The following is a 19,994-nucleotide window of genomic DNA, read 5'->3' on the forward strand; positions in this document are numbered from 1 at the left end:
CGTCCGCCGCGGGCCGAACCGCGCCGGGCCGCCGCCGCACCGGAGACGCCGCCGCAGAGCAAATCGCACAAGCTGCGCTGGATTCTGCTCGCGGTCGCCCTGGTGCTGGCCGCGGTGATCGGATTGCTGGTCGGCTACAACATGATTCGCAGCAACTACTACGTCGGCGCGGATAACGACCAGGTCGTCATCATGCGCGGGCTGCCGGGTTCGGTGCTGGGTTATTCGATCCACGAGGTCGAAACGGTCGCCTGTGTCGACCCGACCGGCGCGCTCACGCTGCTGCAGCCGGGTGAGAGTCAGCCGTCGAAATGCAAGACGCTGAAGGTTTCCGATCTGAAGCAGACCGGACACGACCAGGTCGACAAGGGACTGCCGCCTGGCTCGCTGGACGAGGCGCGCAAGCAGATGCAGATGCTGGCGCGCAACGAACTGCTACGTCCCTGCCCGGCCAAGGAGTCGGTGCCGCAGCCCGGCGTCGTGCCGCCGAGCGAACAGCCGACGCAGCCCGGTGTACCCGCGCCGACGACGGTCGCGCCGCCCACCGAGAACCGGACGGCCGCACCCGAACCGCAGCCGAGTGAGACCAAGAGCCCCGACGCCAAGACCCCGACGGCGACGGCGTCGCCGAACCCCCAGACGGCGGGGGAGCCTTGCCGGGTGACGGACTGATGTCCGCTCCGGCACCACCGTCCGCTGGGGCCTTTCCCAGTCCCCCCGGCGGATTCGCCCCGGCGCCGCCGCCGTCGACCAAGCGCAATGCCGAACTCATCTTGCTCGCCGGTGCGACGGGCATAGTCACCGTTTCGCTTTTCCTGGTGGAGGCGAGTCAGGAACAGTCGGTCACCTGGGATATCGCCAAATACGGTCTCGCCTATCTGGCGCTGTTCGCGGTGGCGCATCTCGCGGTGCGGCGCTTCGCACCGTTCGCCGATCCACTGCTCTTACCGATCGCCGCGCTGCTCAACGGACTCGGCCTGGTACTGATCCATCGACTCGATCTCGCCGATGCGCAGACCGCCGCCTACAACTCGTGGCCGATCCCCTCCCCCGACGCCAACCAACAGATCCTGTGGACCGGTCTGGGGATGATCATCTTCATCACGATCCTGGTCGTGCTGAGCGATTACCGCACACTGGCCAAATACAGCTACACCCTGGGTTTGACAGGCCTCGTCGCGCTGGCGATTCCGGCCTTGCTGCCGGGGGCGTATTCGGAGACCAACGGCTCGAAGATCTGGATCAGGCTGCCCGGATTGAGCGTGCAGCCGGGTGAATTCGCGAAGATCCTGCTGATCATCTTCTTCGCCTCGGTGCTGGTCGCCAAGCGCGATCTGTTCACCGCGGCCGGTCGGCATTTCCTCGGCATGGAGTTCCCGCGCGCCCGCGACCTCGGACCGATTCTGGTGGTCTGGATCGTCTGCATCGGTGTGCTGGTCTTCGAAAAGGACCTCGGCACTTCACTGTTGATCTTCAGCACGGTGCTGGTCATGCTCTACATCGCGACCGAGCGGGTCGGCTGGCTCATCATCGGCGGCGCACTGCTGAGCGTCGGATTCTTCTTCGCCTACCAGGCCTTCAGCCATGTGCGGGTGCGCACCCAAACCTGGTTGCACCCGTTCGCGGACTACAACAACACCGGCTACCAGATCTCGCAGTCGCTGTTCGGCCTGGCCACCGGCGGATTGGCGGGCACCGGCCTCGGCAGCGGACGGCCATCGCAGGTGCCATTCGCCAAGACCGACTTCATCATCACCACCATCGGCGAGGAACTCGGCCTGTTCGGCCTCGCCGCGGTGTTGCTGCTGTTCCTGGTGTTCGTGGTGCGTGGTCTGCGGACCGCCCTCGCCGTGCGGGACAGCTTCGGCAAGCTGCTGGCCGCCGGGTTGTCGTTCACCATCGCGATCCAGCTGTTCGTGGTGGTCGGCGGTGTCACCAAACTGATTCCGCTGACCGGTCTCACCACGCCGTTCATGTCCTACGGCGGTTCGTCACTGCTGGCCAACTACGCGCTGCTTGCGTTGCTGATCAAGGTCTCCGACGCGGCACGCGCCCCGGCGCCGGTGCGCAAGAAGGATCCGGTGGCCCCGATCTCGGATGCGACCACCGAACTTCTGCGCAAACCGGAAGCGAGGCCGCAGGAATGAACACGCCGCTACGACGGGTCGCGGTCGCGGTGATGCTCATGATCGTCGCCCTGCTGCTCAATGCCACTTACGTGCAGGTGATCAAGGCCGACGACTACCGCACCGATCCACGCAACTCACGCGTGCTGCTCGACGAATACGCTCGCCAGCGCGGGCAGATCTCCGCGGGCGGCACGGTGCTGGCCAGCTCGGTCGCCACCGACGACCGCTACAAATACCTGCGCACCTACCCCACCGACCCGGAGGCGTACGCACCGGCGACCGGCTTCTACTCGATGCAGTACGGCAGCACGGGTCTGGAGCGCGCCGAGGATACGGTGCTCAACGGTTCGGACAATTCGCTGTTCGGACGCCGCCTGATCGATATGATCTCCGGTCGTGATCCGCGCGGCGGCAATGTGCTCACCACGCTGGACCCGGTGATGCAGCAGACCGCCTACGAACAGTTGACCGCAAAGGGCTACACCGGTTCCGTGGTGGCGATCGAGCCGAGTACCGGCAAAATTCTCACCATGGTGTCCACCCCCAGCTACGACCCGAACCTGTTGTCCGGGCACGATGGCGCCCAGGGCACCAAGTCTTGGGAAGAGCTGAGTGCGGACCAGCGCCAACCCATGTTGAATCGTGCTGTGTCGCAGACCTACCCGCCGGGCTCCACCTTCAAGGTGGTCGTCACCGCCGCCGCACTGGCCAACGGCACCGCAACCCCGGACGACCAGTTCACCGCCGCACCGAACATCACGTTGCCGGGGACAAACACGACGCTGGAGAACTACAACGGCAGCACCTGCGGCAGCGGCCCCACCGCGACGCTCACCGAGGCGTTCCGCAGATCCTGCAATACCGCATTCGCCGAACTCGGAGTCAAGGTCGGCTCCGCCAACCTCAAGGACGAAGCCGCCGCATTCGGCATCGGCGCGCACCGCGGCATCCCGATTCCGGTGGCGGAGAGCACCGTCGGCACGATTCCGGACAATGCCGCACTGGCCCAGAGCAGCATCGGCCAGCGCGATGTCGCACTCACCCCACTGGACAATGCGGTCATCGCCGCGACCGTCGCCAATGGCGGCGTCCGCATGGAGCCGTACCTGGTCGATCAATTGCAGGGACCCGATCTGAGCGAGCTCTCGAAAAATAAACCGGTCTCGGTCGGCCAAGCTGTCAGCGCCCAGGTAGCGTCAACGCTGACCAACCTGATGATCGCGTCGGAGGACAACACCGTCGGACACGGCCAGACCCGGTATCAAATCGCCTCTAAGACCGGAACCGCCGAACACGGAAGCAATCCGCGCAATACGCCACCACACGCCTGGTACATCGCCTTCGCGCCCGCGCAGAACCCCAAGATCGCCATCGCGGTGATCGTGGAGAACGGCGGCGACCGGGCGTTGGCCGCCACTGGTGGCTCGGTGGCCGCGCCGATTGCCCGCGCGGTGTTGGACGCCGGTTTGCGAGGGCGCTGAGAGATATGAACGTGCGAGTGGATGTACGGGGGCCGGGATGCTGAACAACGGCGCGATGATCGCCGACCGATATCGGCTGCAACGCCTGATCGCCACGGGCGGTATGGGTCAGGTATGGGAGGCGCTCGACACCCGGCTGGACCGCCGGGTCGCGGTGAAGGTACTCAAATCCGAGTTCTCCGCCGACCCGACCTTCCGGCACCGGTTCCGCAGTGAGGCCAAGACGACGGCCCAGCTGAATCACCCGGGTATCGCCGGAATCTACGACTACGGCGAGACCATGGATCCCAGCGGCGGGGAAACCGCCTATCTGGTCATGGAATTGGTGCAGGGCGAACCGCTCAATACGGTGTTGAACCGGCTCGGGCGACTTTCGGTGGTCCAGGGTCTGGACATGCTGGAGCAGACCGGTCGCGCACTCGAGGTCGCGCACGCCGCGGGCGTCGTGCACCGTGATGTCAAGCCGGGCAATATCCTCGTCACGCCGACCGGTCAGGTGAAGATCACCGATTTCGGCATCGCCAAGGCGGTCGACGCATCCCCGGTGACCAAGACCGGCATGGTGATGGGCACCGCCCAGTACATCGCGCCCGAGCAGGCGGTGGGCGAGGACGCGACCGCGGCCAGCGATGTGTACGCACTCGGTGTGGTCGGCTACGAGGCACTGGCCGGGCAGCGGCCGTTCAGCGGCGACGGCGCGATCACCGTCGCGATGAAACATGTGCGCGAGGCCCCGCCGCCGATGCCGTCCGATCTGCCGCCCAATGTGCGCGAGCTGATCGAGATCACCATGGGCAAGGATCCCGCTCTGCGCTATTCCAGCGGCGGCGAATTCGCCGATGCGGTCGCCGCTGTGCGGGCCGGACGCCGCCCACCACCGCCGATCGCCACCGGCGCACCCACGCCAACCGGTGCGACCCGGGTGCTGCCGCCCGGTCCCACGGTCATTCTGCCGTCACAGGACCACGAGGGTCCGACGGTCCGCTACAACAGCCCGGCGGGTTTGGCAGGCGCGGGTGCGACCAGACAAACTCCCGCGCCGAGGACCGTGATGAGTTCCGGCGCAACCCGAACCAACCCCGGGCCCGGTCCGGAGACCTCGAGGTTCACCACCGGCCAGAAGGTCGGCGCGGCCGTCGCGGTCGGCGCGGTGCTGCTCGTGGGTCTGGTGCTGTGGCTGCTGTTCGGCGGCGATACCAATCCGGATACCGTGCGCACAGTCACCACCACCTCGAAGGTCGCGCCGCCGCCGGTCACCACGGCACCGACGACGACAACCGAACCGGAGACGACCGTCGTCACCACGACCAGACCGGCCCCGCCACCGCCGCCGACCGCGGAACCGACGACGACAACGCAGCCGCCGACCACAACGCCGAGTACCACAGCGCCGAGTACGACGAAGTCGTCGAAGACGACGAGTCCGTCCACCACCACAAGAAGCTCGTGGTTCCCTACGCTCGATTTACCATTTCCGGATAGTCCCGGTGCCCGAGGACCCTCGGCCACTCCAGGCGCTGCTACTCCGCAAGGACAACCATGACGACCCCGAAGAATCTCTCCTCACGCTACGAGCTGGGTGAGATCATCGGGTTCGGCGGCATGTCCGAAGTCCACAAGGCGCGCGATCTACGGCTCAGCCGAGACGTCGCGATCAAGGTGTTGCGAGCCGATCTGGCTCGCGACCCTACGTTCTACCTGCGCTTCAAGCGCGAAGCACAGAACGCCGCCGCACTGAACCATCCGGCCATCGTCGCGGTCTACGACACCGGTGAGGCGGAGGTGGACGGCGGCCCGCTGCCGTACATCGTGATGGAGTACGTCGACGGTGACACGCTGCGCGACATCGTGCGCGGCAAGGGGCCGATCCCGCCGCGCCGGGCCATGGAGATCGTCGCCGACGTCTGCGCCGCACTGGATTTCAGCCATAAGGCCGGAATCGTGCACCGCGATGTGAAGCCCGCCAATATCATGATCAACCGGGCCGGTGCGGTGAAGGTGATGGACTTCGGCATCGCGCGAGCGATCGCCGACAGCTCCAACCCGATGACCCAGACCGCGGCCGTTATCGGTACCGCGCAATATCTTTCGCCCGAGCAGGCGCGCGGTGAGACCGTCGACGCCCGCTCGGACGTCTATTCCGTCGGCTGTGTGCTGTTCGAAATCCTCACCGGCGAGCCGCCTTTCACCGGTGACTCACCGATCGCCGTCGCCTACCAGCACGTCAGGGAGGATCCCCGGCTGCCATCGCATGTGCACGACGGGGTGCCGCGCGAGCTCGATTCGGTGGTGCTCAAGGCGATGAGCAAGAATCCGGCCAACCGGTACCAGTCGGCCGCCGAGATGCGTGCCGATCTGATCCGGGTGCTCGGCGGACAGAAGCCCAGCGCGCCGATGGTGATGACCGACGAGGACCGCACCACCATCCTCGGCTCGAACGAACCGGCGCCGCGCAGCTTCCGCACCGTCGAACGTAATGACGACACCGCCGAGCAGGAGCCCGCCGAACCGGCGAGTCCGCGCCGCAATCTCTATATCGCGCTCGGCGCCGCCGCGGCGGTCATCGTCGCGTTCGCCCTGTTCTGGGTACTGATCGGACCGGGCGCGCGGCCGGATCAGGTCGCGATCCCCGACCTTTCGAATAAATCCGCGCAACAGGCCCAGGATTCGCTGCAGAAGCTCGGCTTCACCGTGGCCATCCAGCAGAAGCCGGATAACAAGGTTGCCACCGGCAATGTCATCTCCACCCAGCCGCTCGGCGGCTCCCGGGTCGACAAGGGCAGCACCATCACCGTGCAGGTCTCCGCCGGACCGGCGCAGGTGCAGATTCCTCGGCTCGACGGTATGACCCAGGAGCAGGCCGAACAGCAGCTGAACGCCAGCGGATTGCGGATGGATCCGAATGTGCAGCGCAAGCCGTCGAGTGCGCAGGAGACGGACAAGGTCATCGGCACCGACCCGTCGGCGGGCTCGCGCGTCGACGTCGATCGGGCCATCGTGGTGATCCTCGGCTCCGGGCCCGAGCAGATCCGGGTGCCGAGTGTGGTCGGTCAGGACATCAGCGTCGCGCAGCCGAATCTGGTGGACAGCTCCGGATTCAAGATCAGCATCCAGGAGGTGCCGTCCTCGAAGCCCAAGGGCGAGGTCATCGCGACGACGCCGCCGGGCGGCACCACCGCGGACAAGGGGTCGACGGTCACCGTCCAGGTCTCCAGTGGCGATATCGTCATGCCGAGCCTGGTCGGCCTGACCACGGCACAGGCGGTGGATAAGCTGCGGCAGGCGGGCTGGACCGGCACATCGGCACAGATCAGCCAATCCACCCAGGGCACCTTCGATACCAACAGCGTCGGCCGGGTCGTCAGCCAGCAACCCGCGGCCGGAGCGGCGATCGCGAAGAACGGAACGGTATCGATCACCACCTATGTCCTCGGTCCGCCCTGATCGGGCCGAATCCACCTAGTCCGATCCACCAAGTCCTATCCGCGTGTTCGGGGCTGGGCGTCCCAACCCACCGCGGCACGGGATGCAACCCATCCTCACCGCGGACCATGACTCCGATCAGGAAAGGTCGAGGTGGCGATTCATCGACATCGCCTCCTCGGCCAGCTCCGTCAATTCGACTACCTCGACGCCGTGCTGGCGCAGCTGCTCCACCCCGACGCAATTGGTCACGAAGGTCGTCGGTTCCCGCCAGGCGATGACGACGCGCGCGATCCCGGCCCGCAGAATCCGGTCGGTGCACGGCGCCCTCGTCGCGGTGGCACGCTGCGAACACGGTTCCAACGTGCTGTAGATCGTCGCCCGTGCCAGCCGAGGATCATCTGCGGCGAGCTTGTCGAGCGCGGACTCCTCGGCATGGACCTTCTCGTCGGTCTCGCGCGAGTAGCCGGTCGAGATCTCGACGCCGTCGGCCACGATGACCGCGCCGACGGAGAACGCGGTCGGACTCGGCGGGCACAGCCGTGCGAGTTCGATTGCCCGACGCATGAATTGGATATCGGTCCGGTCAGCCGACATAGACGGACCTCCTCGGCCCGGGAGACTCAGCAGTCATGCGCGGCATCGCCGGACTGTCGCGGCAGGTAGCGCAGCAGCGCTACATCACCGATCTGACTGACCTCGGCCAAACGCATCCTGCGTTCCGGGTACGCGGCGGGGCCGAGAAAGCGCGGCGCCGCGGCATGTCCGACGATGATCGGCGCGACCGCCAGCTGCAATTCGTCGGCCAGATCCGCCGCGAGAAACTGCGTGTGGATGCGGGTGCCGCCCTCGACCATCAGCCGGGCGACGCCGCGGCGGCCGAGATCGTCGAGCAGCGCACCGAGGTCGATATCGGCACCGAGCGGGACCACCTCCGCCAGTCCCGCCAGCCGATCGCCGAGCTTGGCCGCACCGGCATGTGTGGTGTAGACGAGCTTGTCACCGCCGTGCTGCCAGAATCGCAGATCAGGATCCAGATCGCCGCGTGCGCTCACGGCAACCTTCAACGGATACTCCGGCTTTCCGGCCGCGATGCGCGCGGCTCGCCGGTCCGCACTGTTGACCAGCAACCGCGGATTATCGCGCCGCAGCGTCTCGGCACCGATCAGGATGGCGTCGGACTCGGCCCGCACCTGATCCACCCGATCGAAATCCGCGGCATTGGACAGCTTCAGCCGCTGCGGTCTCGCATCGTCGATATATCCGTCGACACTGACCGCGACGGACAGCAGCACATAGGGCCGTCGGGTCACTGGGTCACCAGTGCCGCGACCTCCGCCTCCAACATCTCCACCAGCCCCTCGGACGGACGCTCGCCGCACACCTCCAGCCAGTTCGCCAACATCCGGTGCCCGCCCTGGGTCAGCACCGATTCGGGATGGAACTGCACGCCGTGAATCGGCAGCGTCCGATGCCGCATGGCCATCACGATCCCGGATTCGGTGTGCCCGATGACTTCGATGTCCGCAGGCAGTGTGTTCTCGAGAACGGTGAGCGAGTGGTAGCGGGTCGCGGTGAACGGGTCGGGCAGACCGGCCAGCACACCCGTGCCGAGATGGAAGACCGAGCTGGTCTTGCCGTGCAGCAGCTCCGGCGCGCGAGTCACGGTGCCGCCGAAGGCCTCTCCGATGGCCTGATGGCCGAGGCACACCCCGAGCAGCGGAATGCTGTGCCGCGCGCAGGCGTGCACCAGATCGATGCTCGCGCCCGCTCGGTCCGGAGTGCCGGGGCCGGGGCTGATCAGAATGCCGTCGTATTCGGTGACGACCGCGTCCGGATCGGCCAAATTCGGGTCGTCATTGCGCCAGACCACGGCCTCGGCACCCAACTGGCCGAGGTACTGCACCAGGTTGAACACGAAGCTGTCGTAGTTGTCGACGACCAGTACACGCATGCTGACGAGATTACGTGGCGACCCGGCGGACCGTCGCGCGCATTACCAGTTGGGATAGCCTAGAGGCAGACCGGAGGGGACCTGAGCCCTCACCCGGACCGTCTCGGCCCCGCCGGATCGGGTTCTGTGGTGCGCGAGCTCGGCCATAATTCAACCGAATTCCGCCCGCCGGTACCCGACCTGAACGCCGAACACGAGGACGACATGCCCAAGTCGAAGGTCCGTAAGAAGACCGATTACACGATCAATCCCGCCAGCCGCACACCCGTCAAGGTGAAAGCGGGACCGTCTCCGGTCTGGTACGTCGTGATCATGCTCGGCTTCATGCTGGCCGGGCTGGTCTGGCTGCTCGTCTACTACCTGGCCAACGATCGCATCACCTGGATGGCCGATCTCGGGGCGTGGAACTTCCTGATCGGCTTCGGCCTGATGGTCGTCGGCCTGATCATGACGATGCGGTGGCGTTGACCCGCGTCACGCCGGGATTACAGACGTGTCATTCATGCACACCTGTGGATAACCATGTGGACAACTCGAGGAACGATTGGGGAAAGTGACACGTGGATCCCGAATCCGATTCGCCTGATCCGCTTCCCGAACCACGCACCACCTGGACCACGCCGATGTCCGCACTCATCGCCGTCACCGTCGGTGGCGTGGTGCTGGCCGGTGCCGCCGTCCTCACCAAGGACGGACCGAGTCGGCTGCTGATCGGATTGGCGGCAGTCGGCCTACTGGCCTTGGCCGGACTCGGATTTCGACAGCGCCCACGTCTGAGCATCACCGCCGACTCGCAGCCGCGGCTGGTAGTTCGCACGCTCACCGGACCGACGGAATACACCCGCGATCAGATAATGCGGGCCCGCGTGGTCGGCTATCGCCGCCTCGGCCGCAAGAACCCCATGCTGGAAATCGATGTCGAGCACCACGGCGACGAACGCCTATTGATCTTCGGCCGCTGGGACCTCGGCACCAGCCCGGACGAGGTCTTCGAATCCCTTGTCGCACACGGACTGGCGCAGTAGCCGCGCACCGAATGCGCGGCGACGACGTTTCACGTGAAGCATTTACCGTAGTGAAATCGCCGCGGCCACGATGACGGCGAGTGCCGCCACGCCGACGGCGGCGACCGCGACCCAGCCGATCAACCGTGCGTTCTCTTGGGTTTTCGCGCGCAGCCGCTCCGGCAGGAACAGAATGCCGAGCGCGGCAAGAGTGCCCGCGGCAAGTCCGCCGAGGTGTCCGGCCAACGAGATACCGGGTAGCGAGAAGCTGATGAAGACATTGATGCCGATCAGGATCAACATCTGATTCGGATTCTGCCGCACCCGGATCAGGATCACGGTGATCGCGCCGAACAGTCCGTAGACCGCACACGACGCGCCCGCGGTGAGGCTGTCCTCGGCGAAAACCATGACGGCGGCCGAACCGCCGAGCAGTGACACCAGGTAGACCACCAGATAGCGCACCCGCCCGAGCACCGGCTCGATACTGCGGCCGACCACATACAGCGCGAACATATTGAGCAGTAGGTGGATCGGCCCGTAGTGCAGGAAGCCGGAACCGATCAGCCGCACATACTGACCATGCGCCACCGCGGGCGGATACAGCACCCAATCGATGTACAGCGCGGAATGCCCGGTGTTCTCCACCAGACTCTTCGATTGGCCCGCGGTGACCGCGAAGACGATCGTGTTCAGCGCGATCAGCACATAGGTGACATACGGAATCGGGTTCCGCGCGGTCTGCGCACCGGCGACGGTCCGCACCGGCCGATGCTCACGCTGCCCCTGGCGGACGCAGTCGACACAGTGCTGGCCGACCGCCGCGGGTCGCAGACATTCCGGACATGCTGGCCGACCGCACCGAGTGCAGGCCAGGCCCGTAGGACGATTGGGATGGCGGACGCACGTCGGTGCGGGCGGTTGAGCATTCATCGGATTATTCGATAGTGATCTTGGAGATGATGACGGCTTCCTTGGGACGGTCGTTGCGATCGGTCGGCGTGGTCGCGATGGCATCGACGACCTTGCGTGAATCGGGGTCGACGACCTCCCCGAAGATGGTGTGCTTGCGGTTCAGATGCGGCTGCGCGCCGACGGTGATGAAGAACTGCGAACCATTGGTGCCCGGTCCCGCATTCGCCATCGCCAGCAGGTAGCCGCGATCGAAGCGCAGCTCCGGGTGGAATTCGTCGCCGAATTCGTAGCCGGGTCCACCGCGTCCGGTGCCGGTCGGGTCACCACCTTGAATCATGAACCCGTCGATCACCCGGTGGAAGCTCACGCCGTCGTAGAACGGGCCGGAACTGCCGCCGCTGGCGTTCTCCGTCTTGTACGGTGCCGATCCATCGGCAAGCCCGATGAAGTTGCGGACCGTCTTCGGGGCGTGGTTACCGAAGAGCGAGATCTTGATATCGCCGTGGTTGGTGTGCAACGTGGCCACGGCGGTCTGATTCGGTGAGGTCACGCCGCCCATCGTGCCACGATCCCGACAATCTTCACCGAACCGGGCCGGGTGCTGCGATGATCTGCGATTACTGCGCGATGCGCCGGTATGTGCCACAGTTGTCGAATGACCTTGGGGCGCCTACTCACCTCCGCACGTTCTCGTAACCGACTGATCGCCGCGGTCGTCGTCGCGTTGGCCGGTGGCATGGCCTGGCTGGTCCGCAGCAAGCGCCCCCAACCGCCGGAACCGGCACCGGCGCCGCCGCGAATCGGATACTCCCGCAACGGTTCCGCACCGAACCCATTGGCGGGCGCGAGCGCGGACAACGGCCGCTGACGACCCGGGGGCTCGGCCCCGGTCAGCGGCTGACGGTGCGCTTGTACTGCCGCAGCGCGAGCGGGATGAACACCAGCAGGATGATCACCACCCACGCCAGCGTGGTAGCCACCGGATGCTGCATGGACCAGGCGTCCGATTTCGGCGCCATCGGACTGGTATTGCCGAACAGATCTCGGGTCGCCTGGGTGACCGCCGAGACCGGATTCCATTCGGCGAAAACCCGCAGTGCCCTGGGCAGATTCTCGAGCGGCACAAAGGTATTGGCCAGGAATGTCAGCGGAAAGATCACCATGAAGCTGGCGTTGTTGAACACCTCGGGTGCGCGGACCAGCAGGCCGACCACGGCCATGATCCAGGAGATCGCGTACGCGAACAGCAGCAGGAGCACATAGGCGAGCACGGCGTCGAGCAATGATCCGCGAATCCGCCAGCCGACGACATAACCGGTCAGTGACATCACCACCAGGCTGACCACATTGATCACCACATCGCTGATGGTGCGCCCGACCAGCACCGCCGACGGCGCCATCGGCAGTGAGCGGAACCGGTCGATAATGCCCTTCTGCATATCCTCGGCCAGGCCCAAACCGGTGAACGTCGCGCCGAACACCACCGACTGCGCGAAGATGCCCGCGATAAGGAACTCCCGGTAGCCGCCCGACATGCCGGGTACCTCGATCGCCGAGCCGAAGATATAGGCGAACAGCAGCACGAACATGATCGGCGACAGTGTGGAGAAGATCAGCACGTCGGGTACCCGCTTGATCTTGATGACATTGCGCTTGGCAATGGTCACACTGTCGGTACAGACGATGACGAGGCGTTCGCCGAGCGGCATGCGGGTTCTGGCGTCCACGGTCGCGGCGGTCATCACTTGCGTCCTTCCGTTACTTCGAGCCGATCCGCGGACTTGTCACCATTGCCATTGATCAACTCCTCGGCTTCGTGACCGGTGAGGGTGAGGAAGACATCGTCCAGCGACGGACGGCGCAGTCCCACATCGTGGATCTGCACGTTGTGTGTGCTCAGCCTGCCGATGGCATCGACGAGCGCCTGCGATCCGTCGCTGACCGGAACGGTGATCCGGCGAAGTCCGGGTTCCAGGTGGATCTCCCCGTCTGCCAGACCCCGCAGCGCCTCCCGGGCGGTCGCGAGATTGTCGGCGTGGTCGACGGTGAGTTCGATGCGGTCGCCGCCGACCAGGGTTTTGAGTTCATCCGCGGTGCCGCGGGCGATCACCTTGCCGTGGTCGATCACCGCGATGGCATCGGCCAGCCGGTCGGCCTCCTCCATGTACTGCGTGGTGAGCAGCAGGGTGGTGCCACCGGCCACAAGTTCCTCGATGACATCCCAGAGGTCGAGGCGTGCACGCGGATCGAGTCCGGTGGTCGGCTCGTCCAGGAAGAGCACCGGTGGGTTGGCAACCAGTGCACCGGCCAGGTCGAGCCGTCGGCGCATACCGCCCGAATAGCCCTTGACCGGCCGGTCGGCGGCATCGCTGAGTCGGAAGCGCTCCAGCAATTCCCGCGCGCGCTCCTTACTGCGCTGCACGCCCATGTGATAGAGCCGACCGACCATCTCCAGATTCTCGAATCCGGTGAGATATTCGTCGACGGCGGCGTATTGCCCGGACGCGCCGATGCGTGAGCGCAGCGCCTGTGGATTGCGGAGTACGTCGATGCCCGCGACGGTCGCGCGACCGGCATCCGGAATGAGCAGGGTGGTGAGCACCCGGACGGTGGTGGTCTTGCCCGCACCGTTGGGTCCGAGCAATGCGGTGACGGTGCCCTCGGGCACTGCCAGGTCGAGTCCGTCGAGTGCGACCAGCTGGCCGTATCGCTTGACCAGCCCCTCGGCGACGATTGCGTCGGGCATGATTCTCCTGGGGTTCGCTCGCTCGCTCGGGCGAGGTGACCATTACTCGAGCCAGTATTGCCCTGGGCACCGACAATTTCCGCTGATTTTCACTCCACCTGGGCTTTTCAGCGATCGACTGGCCCGAGCTGCGATCGAACACAAACGGTCGCATCCCGTTCCGGACGGTGCTCGGGGGTGCCGGTTCGGGATGCGACCGGTTCGATCTTCTCGCCCGCTACCGGTCCGATCGCGCGTAGCGCACTACCCGCATTCGGGCCCGGCCGCTACTCGGGGGCCGCGTGGCCGACATGCCCGCGCCCGAACGACACGCGACAAATCCGACCGAATCCGTCGTCCGCAGGAGGCACGGCACAGCGATTCCGGACGCACAGCAACCGGTCGGCATGGTTTTCACATTCGCCTCGACCGGGCAGTGAGTTCACGCCCCGTCCGTAAATCCCTGCGCGACAACATTTTTGACAACAGTCACGGAATCGTCGAGCAGGGCGACAATCGCCCGATCCGGCTATCTGGACGGCGTCCACGCCTGTCGCAGGTGAACCGTCCCGAAAAATCTTGGAAAGTGGTGATCCCCACGCACACACAATCCCGGATCATCGCGTAGGATCATTCAGGTCGGCCCCTCCCCCCCGGGCCGACCTTACGCGGGCCTCGGCTAACTCCCCCCCTTCGCCGAGGCCCGCTCCCCATTTCCGAGGCAGCTCAAACCCTCTCAGCTATCTGTCGGCACCGCCGGATCCACCGATTGCCAAGCCGCCGTCAATCGTTGCGCCCGTACCTTTCCGGCGGTCGCCAGCAATCGACGATCCCGCTCCCACCGCTCGCGAACGACCGGATCGGCTTGTGCCCACAGCGGCTCCAGTTCCGTCAGTACCTCCTCGAAATACGCGTACGCCCCGCCGAGTGCGATATGTCCGCCGGGCGCGCTCGGCCGATCCATATCGAGGCCGCGCACGAAGGCCACCGCCGCGAGTAACCGCTGCAGCGTCGCCCGCGGCCAGCCGGACTCGCGTCCGACCCGCACCAGCCAGCCGAGGGTGGCCGCCAGCACATGAACGTCCTCGATGGTGCGAAACGGTTTGAGGTAATCCGAGTACCCGTCGCCGGGCAGCGGCTCAGCCGCGACATCGGTGAATGTGACCGAGGCATGGGGGATCTCGGGTGCGAACGGTACAACGGGCAGATTCGTCACATCGACGCCGGGCTGTGCCGCATCGACGAGCACCGCGCGCAGCCGGTTGCGGCCGTCGGCCGACGTGCCCGCACTGGCGATCACCAACAGCCGCCGCGCGAGTATCCCCAAGGTGGTGAAGGTCTTGGTGCCGTTGACCCGCCAGCCGCCGTCGGTCTCGGTCACCTGGGTCGCGATCGCCGACGGATGCGCACCGCTCGCCTCGGTCGCGGAGACCGCGACCAGCTCATCGGCCGCGAGTTCGGGCAGCAACGCCCGCAATGCCTGCTGATATCCGGACAGGAATGCGAAACCCAGTCGGTCCGCACCGAAACCACCGGCGATCGCGATATCGATCGTGGTGTCGAACCGCTCGGCGACTGCCCGATGCCGCGTCCACGCGTCGGTGATCGACTCGAGCGGTCTCGGATCGAGCGGCCCGGTCAGCAGGTAGTCGAACACAGAGTCCACTCGTGCACGCTAACCGACGATGATCATCCTGATCACCCCCAGAAAGCCAGCGACTGTCGCGCAATCCTTATCCGACACTTCGGCGGTGCGACAGCGGAATCTCAGAATCACCGGGTATCACTGACTCGCCATCCCCCTCGTGAGGAGCCTGACCAGTGACGAAACCAGATCTCGCGCGCCGAAAGGCGCTATACGACGCCGAGGCACGGCTGTCCTGGGTACTCGCCGCACTGGCCGGTCTCATCGGAGCCGCGGCATTCATGCACACCGAGGGCTACTTCGTCACGTTCATGACCGGCAATACCGAGCGCGCCATTCTGGGCTACTTCCACGACGAACCCGATATCGCCGTCGCAGCGGCCTTGCTCATGCTTTCGTTTCTCGCCGGTGTCGTGGTGGCTTCCTGGTGTCGCAGGCATTACTGGTCCGGTCATCCGCACGGCCCGACCCTGCTCACCACACTGAGCCTCGCCGCGGCATCCCTGCTGGACGGGATCATCTACTGGGGGACGAACGCCACCAATATCGACCTCATCCCGATTCTGTTCGTCGCCTTCGGCGTCGGCGCGCTCAACACCTCGTTCGTCAAGAACGGCGAGGTCTCCATACCCCTGAGCTACGTCACCGGCACCCTCGTCAAGATGGGCCAGGGCATCGAACGCCATATCGGCGGCGGCGATTACGCCGACTGGCTCGGCTACTTCCTGCTCTATGCGGCCTTCTGCACGGGTGCGCTGCTCGGTGGATTGCTGAGCCTGCTCGTCGCGGGCTGGGCCATGCTCATCACCGCCACCGTCGTGTGCCTGATCACTACCGGCTACACCTACCTGCACCTGGACCGCCACGGCCCGCCCACGAAGAGCTGACCCTATGCGCGCCGTCGCGGCGACGGATACGGTTGTCCGGTGGGGAGTTTCGATGATTCGACACCGGATCACCTTGCGGCACTTATACAAGACCGCACCTGGGACGAAGTCCGACCACTGCTGCGGCCGGTTCTTCGTCCGGCGACCTACCAACAAGCCGCGCTCGACGAGCTGCTACACCGCTGTCCCGAGGCCGCCGATATCGACACCCGATTCGTCAGCCGCCCGGCCTTCCCGTTCGTCAACGAATTGGTCGCGATCGACATGCCGAATATGCGATCGGTCATCACCTATTCGGCCATGGCGGATTGGCCGGTCTCGGCAGACGAGGTCTTCGCGGCAGCCAGGGAGAATCTGGAAGCCATTGCGCAGCCGCATAATCCGCGTGGCAATGCCATCCTCACCCGCACCGATCGCGACGGCAACGGATACCTCACCTCCTGGCCGCTCGCCCCGGGTTGGTTGGCCAGCTTCAGCCAGCGCTATGCCGGACGCCGCCCCGTCGTCTTCATACCCGATCGAGACACCCTGATCGTCGTCCCAGACATCCCACATTTGCTCGCCCGCATCTATCGCCAGGTCGAGCAACAGTATGTCGATGCACGCCACCGCCTTTCGCCACAGGGCTACACCCTCGACGAGGACGACACCGTGGTCCCCTTCGACCGCGCGGGCCCACACGAACAACGCCGAACCGCCGTCCGCGCCGGATACCGCTTGGCCATCTGGGAATACGCCGCCCAGGCCCGCTGGCTCAACGACGCACTCGAACGCGACCTCGAATTCACCCACTACGGCTTGAAGATGGCCATCGTCGGCGAGGTAAAGCTGGCAGGCACCGAAGCCCATCCCTACACCTACACAGTCTGGGGCGAGGGCGTCGACTACCTACTCCCCGCAGCCGACTACATCATGTTCGCCAGCACCGATGCCGACAACAACGCCGTACCCATCTGCACCGTGCCGCTCACCGCGGCCCTCGAAATAACCGGCCTCACACCGATTTCCGGCATGTCGCCCATCCGCTTCGAGGCCCGCTTCTGGCCCGATGAAACAATGCTCACCCAGTTGAAGCAGGCTTCGGTCGCCCTGTGACTCAGGCCGGGACTCGGTCCGGATATCCGGCCGCCCACGCTGAACCTGTGCAAAGATGGCACATCGCTCGAACCGCACGACCTTGCACGATGCAGGCCTAGTCGATTACGCGCAGAGCTTCACGCTTCGGCCGTCCGCCCACGGGGCGCGACGCCCGACCCCATGGACGCAGCGACCACCACCGCATATCGCGTCACTCAAAGCTATTGATGAGCACGAGATTTCGTTATGTCCAAGGGACCGAAGCGTTCGAACCCGGAAAGGATGTATGAACAAGTGAAACCCGCGGATGAGATCCTCGAGCTGACCGATGAGTTCTACCAGCATCCGCACGAGGTCTACGAGGCCCTGCGTAAGCACGGCCCGATCCATCGCGTCCGCTTGGACGGGGTGCTCGGCTGGATGATCGTCGATCACGATGTGGCAAAGCAGGCCTTCGTGGAGCCGACCATCAGCAAGAAGATCGGATCGCCGCGTGGGCAGGCCGTCATGGCCAAACACGGCGCCGACGGCCAGTACAACGGCGCCATCAACGACAACATGCTCTTCGCCGACCCGCCGCAGCACACCCGCCTGCGCAGCCTCGTCGCGAAGGCCTTCGCGAGCCGTGCCATCCGCGATCTCGGACCTCGAATCGAGCAGATCGCCGACACCCTGCTGGGCGACCTGACCACACGCGAATCCGCCGACCTGATCGACAGCTACGCATTTCCCGTGCCGATCTCGGTGATCTGCGAATTGCTCGGCGTGCCGGACGCGGACAAGGACGAATTCCGAGCCTGGACGGCCATCCTCGTCGACGACTCGGCCGACATCGAGCAGCGCACCAGCGCGGGTCTGAGCTTCTTCACGTACCTGACCGACCTGATCGCCGAGCGCAGCGAACATCCCCTCGACGACCTGCTGTCGGAACTCATCGTCGCCAAAGACGACGATGACCGACTCGACCAGCAAGAACTCATCTCCATGCTGTTCCTGCTGTTGACCGCCGGTCACGAAACCTCCGTCAACCTGATCGGCAACGCCCTGCTCGAGCTCCTGATCGACCCGCACCTGGCCGACCGCCTTCGCGCCGACCCGAGCAAGATCCCCGACTTCATCGAGGAAACCCTCCGCTACCAGGGCCCGGTCCACTTCGGCACGGCCCGCTACACCACCGCCCCGATCACCTTGGGAAATCAGGAAATCGACGCGGACGAGTTCATCATCATCTCGATCGCCGCGGCCAACCGCGACCCGAAGCGATTCACCGACCCGGACCGTTTCGACGTCACCCGCACCGACAACCGGAATATCGCCTTCGGCCATGGCATCCACTACTGCATCGGCGCCGCCCTGGCCCGCATGGAAGCAACCATCGCCCTCACCCGCCTACTGGCCCGAATCCCAGAAATGTCACTTGACGTATCGGCCACCGAGCTGACGTGGCGCAAGAGCCTGCTCATCCGCGGCCTAACCACCCTCCCCGTCCACCTCGGCGCCACCAACGGCGATACCAAAGCCGCCACAGCCGATCGCTGGACAGAACCCGACAACCTCGGCGAACCGCAGTTCTCGACGGTCTAGCCCGCCGCGCCCCATCGCCCCCCGAGGTGCCGAACCAACAACGCCACGCAACCTCACCGAGGGGCTGTGGCCGCTCGCGGCATCCGGATCTACCTAGTGGGACACACTCCACCCCCTAGGGGCTACCGATGCGAAGCTGCGCGCTTCCCAACAATATGAGTGCCGCCAGCGAGAACATCGTGGGCGAATTTCATCTGAGTGGAGGATCTCTTGAACCGTGCCATGCTGAGTGTTCTTGCCGCCGGGGCGATTTCACTGACGATCGGTCTGCAGTCACCCACTGCGGCAGCATCCCCGGACGGGGTCGTGCCGGAATCCACACCGACCGCCCGAACCGAGGTGACAGCTCCTTTCGATCCCATCTGCCCCCTCTGTTTCCTGCGCGAACTGCTCGAAAGCGGCTCCGGCCACCCGTAAGCAGCCATGAAGCCACGCGCCGCCGCCAGACAGACCAAACAGATATGGGGGCCGCAACTGAGTACGACATCCGTACAGGCGCACAAGCTATGAGTGTCCCTGAGTCCAATCCGCCATCCAGGCGAACGACCTAGATGTGTGGCCCCGGGCTGGTGCGCCGTCTAGACAGCCGAGCCAGACGTGTCGGCCCGGGTCCGACCGCGACATCTACGTCAGGCGAACCATGGCAGCCCCCGGACCGGGTCCGCCATCTGAACAGCCGAGCCAATGGCATGGGGCTGGGGCGGGGGACCGAGCGCATCACCTATGCAAGCGAGCCAGGCACGTGGGGGGTCCCGGGGGCGAAGCCCCTCCGGGGTGGGGCTTGGGGGCTTCGCCCCCAAAAGACACGCGAAACGAGACAAGGCTCACGCTCTCCGTGAGCATGAGCCTGGCATCGAGTGGAGCCTAGGGGAATCGAACCCCTAACCCCTGCCTTGCAAAGGCAGTGCTCTGCCAATTGAGCTAAGGCCCCGAATCCCTACTGTCCGAAGACAGTTCAGCGGGTGGTGACTTCGTGCCACAGGTCCGCATCGTCACGCTTGCGCAGCTTGGTGATTCCGATGAGAACCGCGACGACGACACCGACCGTGAGAAGAATTTTCATGATTCCCACCCTACTGTGATGTTCGGGAGTGGGCCTAGGAGGACTTGAACCTCCGACCTCTTCGTTATCAGCGAAGCGCTCTAACCGCCTGAGCTATAGGCCCTTAT

General features: G+C 65.3%; 19 protein-coding genes, 2 tRNA genes and 1 pseudogene. 11 read left to right on the forward strand and 11 right to left on the reverse strand.

The genetic code is table 11. The annotated features are described in order from the left end of the window. The 5 genes and pseudogenes from NA5_RS41145 to pknB form a co-directional block, all read left to right on the forward strand. Positions 1-672, forward strand: a pseudogene (locus NA5_RS41145) (serine/threonine protein phosphatase); the annotation flags it as partial. Then, positions 672-2,147, forward strand: a complete 1,476-nt coding sequence (locus NA5_RS02475; protein ID WP_062981472.1) for an FtsW/RodA/SpoVE family cell cycle protein — start codon at positions 672-674, stop codon at positions 2,145-2,147. The pseudogene NA5_RS41145 and the gene NA5_RS02475, both read left to right, overlap by 1 nt. Next, positions 2,144-3,610: a peptidoglycan D,D-transpeptidase FtsI family protein gene (locus tag NA5_RS02480; protein ID WP_062981473.1), complete on the forward strand. Its 1,467-nt coding sequence runs from the start codon at positions 2,144-2,146 to the stop codon at positions 3,608-3,610. Before NA5_RS02475 ends, NA5_RS02480 begins: the two co-directional genes overlap by 4 nt. A gap of 37 nt (positions 3,611-3,647) precedes the next feature. Further along, positions 3,648-5,153, forward strand: a complete 1,506-nt coding sequence (locus tag NA5_RS02485; protein WP_062981474.1) for a protein kinase domain-containing protein — start codon at positions 3,648-3,650, stop codon at positions 5,151-5,153. Further along, complete coding sequence (gene pknB / locus NA5_RS02490; protein WP_062981475.1) at positions 5,150-7,054, forward strand: Stk1 family PASTA domain-containing Ser/Thr kinase; 1,905 nt, start codon at positions 5,150-5,152, stop codon at positions 7,052-7,054. Before NA5_RS02485 ends, pknB begins: the two co-directional genes overlap by 4 nt. Positions 7,055-7,171: 117 nt before the next feature. Here pknB and NA5_RS02495 read toward each other — a convergent pair whose 3' ends face one another. The 3 genes from NA5_RS02495 to NA5_RS02505 are packed head-to-tail and all read right to left on the reverse strand — an operon-like array spanning position 7,172 to position 8,987. After that, positions 7,172-7,630, reverse strand: coding sequence for a deaminase (locus NA5_RS02495; RefSeq protein ID WP_062981476.1), 459 nt, complete (start codon positions 7,628-7,630; stop codon positions 7,172-7,174). 26 nt (positions 7,631-7,656) lie between these two features. Next, entirely contained in the window at positions 7,657-8,346 is a 690-nt protein-coding gene (locus NA5_RS02500; protein WP_062981477.1) for a RibD family protein, read from the reverse strand. Further along, positions 8,343-8,987 carry an aminodeoxychorismate/anthranilate synthase component II gene (locus NA5_RS02505; protein WP_062981479.1) on the reverse strand — a complete coding sequence of 215 codons (645 nt, stop codon included), beginning with the start codon at positions 8,985-8,987 and terminating at the stop codon, positions 8,343-8,345. The genes NA5_RS02500 and NA5_RS02505 overlap by 4 nt, the downstream gene beginning before the upstream one ends. A gap of 204 nt (positions 8,988-9,191) precedes the next feature. Between NA5_RS02505 and crgA the strand changes: the two genes are divergently transcribed. Together crgA and NA5_RS02515 are read left to right on the forward strand one after the other, a co-directional pair. Next, complete coding sequence (crgA, locus tag NA5_RS02510) at positions 9,192-9,455, forward strand: cell division protein CrgA (RefSeq protein WP_040697865.1); 264 nt, start codon at positions 9,192-9,194, stop codon at positions 9,453-9,455. Positions 9,456-9,610: 155 nt separating this feature from the next. Next, positions 9,611-10,012: a PH domain-containing protein gene (locus NA5_RS02515; protein WP_062981716.1), complete on the forward strand. Its 402-nt coding sequence runs from the start codon at positions 9,611-9,613 to the stop codon at positions 10,010-10,012. Positions 10,013-10,054: 42 nt separating this feature from the next. Here the strand turns inward: NA5_RS02515 and NA5_RS02520 are convergent, their stop codons facing one another. Further along, entirely contained in the window at positions 10,055-10,924 is an 870-nt protein-coding gene (locus NA5_RS02520) for a rhomboid family intramembrane serine protease (RefSeq protein WP_062981480.1), read from the reverse strand. Between the two features lie 4 nt (positions 10,925-10,928). After that, positions 10,929-11,456, reverse strand: coding sequence for a peptidylprolyl isomerase (locus NA5_RS02525; RefSeq protein ID WP_062981718.1), 528 nt, complete (start codon positions 11,454-11,456; stop codon positions 10,929-10,931). A gap of 105 nt (positions 11,457-11,561) precedes the next feature. Here NA5_RS02525 and NA5_RS39005 point away from each other — a divergent pair, with 105 nt between their 5' ends. Further along, the gene (locus NA5_RS39005) at positions 11,562-11,774 is read left to right on the forward strand and encodes a hypothetical protein (protein WP_084483835.1); all 213 of its coding nucleotides are present in this window, start codon (positions 11,562-11,564) and stop codon (positions 11,772-11,774) included. 22 nt (positions 11,775-11,796) lie between these two features. Here the strand turns inward: NA5_RS39005 and NA5_RS02535 are convergent, their stop codons facing one another. From NA5_RS02535 to NA5_RS02545, 3 genes are all read right to left on the reverse strand, one after another. Continuing rightward, the gene (locus tag NA5_RS02535) at positions 11,797-12,615 is read right to left on the reverse strand and encodes an ABC transporter permease (protein ID WP_062981720.1); all 819 of its coding nucleotides are present in this window, start codon (positions 12,613-12,615) and stop codon (positions 11,797-11,799) included. 32 nt (positions 12,616-12,647) lie between these two features. Beyond that, positions 12,648-13,652 carry an ATP-binding cassette domain-containing protein gene (locus tag NA5_RS02540; protein WP_062981485.1) on the reverse strand — a complete coding sequence of 335 codons (1,005 nt, stop codon included), beginning with the start codon at positions 13,650-13,652 and terminating at the stop codon, positions 12,648-12,650. A gap of 715 nt (positions 13,653-14,367) precedes the next feature. Then, positions 14,368-15,297: an acyl-CoA dehydrogenase family protein gene (locus tag NA5_RS02545; protein WP_062981487.1), complete on the reverse strand. Its 930-nt coding sequence runs from the start codon at positions 15,295-15,297 to the stop codon at positions 14,368-14,370. Between the two features lie 155 nt (positions 15,298-15,452). Between NA5_RS02545 and NA5_RS02550 the strand changes: the two genes are divergently transcribed. From NA5_RS02550 to NA5_RS02560, 3 genes are all read left to right on the forward strand, one after another. Continuing rightward, the gene (locus NA5_RS02550) at positions 15,453-16,163 is read left to right on the forward strand and encodes a YoaK family protein (RefSeq protein ID WP_062981489.1); all 711 of its coding nucleotides are present in this window, start codon (positions 15,453-15,455) and stop codon (positions 16,161-16,163) included. 39 nt (positions 16,164-16,202) lie between these two features. Continuing rightward, positions 16,203-17,258: a DUF1444 domain-containing protein gene (locus NA5_RS02555; protein WP_062981491.1), complete on the forward strand. Its 1,056-nt coding sequence runs from the start codon at positions 16,203-16,205 to the stop codon at positions 17,256-17,258. A 276-nt stretch (positions 17,259-17,534) separates the two neighbouring features. After that, entirely contained in the window at positions 17,535-18,824 is a 1,290-nt protein-coding gene (locus tag NA5_RS02560; RefSeq protein WP_169811253.1) for a cytochrome P450 family protein, read from the forward strand. Positions 18,825-19,682: 858 nt separating this feature from the next. Here NA5_RS02560 and NA5_RS02570 read toward each other — a convergent pair. The 3 genes from NA5_RS02570 to NA5_RS02575 all read right to left on the reverse strand — a co-directional run bounded on the left by NA5_RS02570 (position 19,683) and on the right by NA5_RS02575 (position 19,990). Next, a tRNA-Ala gene (locus NA5_RS02570) sits at positions 19,683-19,755 on the reverse strand. Positions 19,756-19,779: 24 nt separating this feature from the next. Further along, entirely contained in the window at positions 19,780-19,887 is a 108-nt protein-coding gene (locus NA5_RS41730; RefSeq protein ID WP_218007666.1) for a DLW-39 family protein, read from the reverse strand. Positions 19,888-19,916: 29 nt separating this feature from the next. Beyond that, positions 19,917-19,990: transfer RNA gene (locus NA5_RS02575), tRNA-Ile, on the reverse strand. Positions 19,991-19,994 lie beyond the last annotated feature (4 nt).

Origin of the sequence: Nocardia anaemiae NBRC 100462 (assembly GCF_001612725.1) — a bacterium.
Lineage (GTDB): Bacteria > Actinomycetota > Actinomycetes > Mycobacteriales > Mycobacteriaceae > Nocardia > Nocardia anaemiae.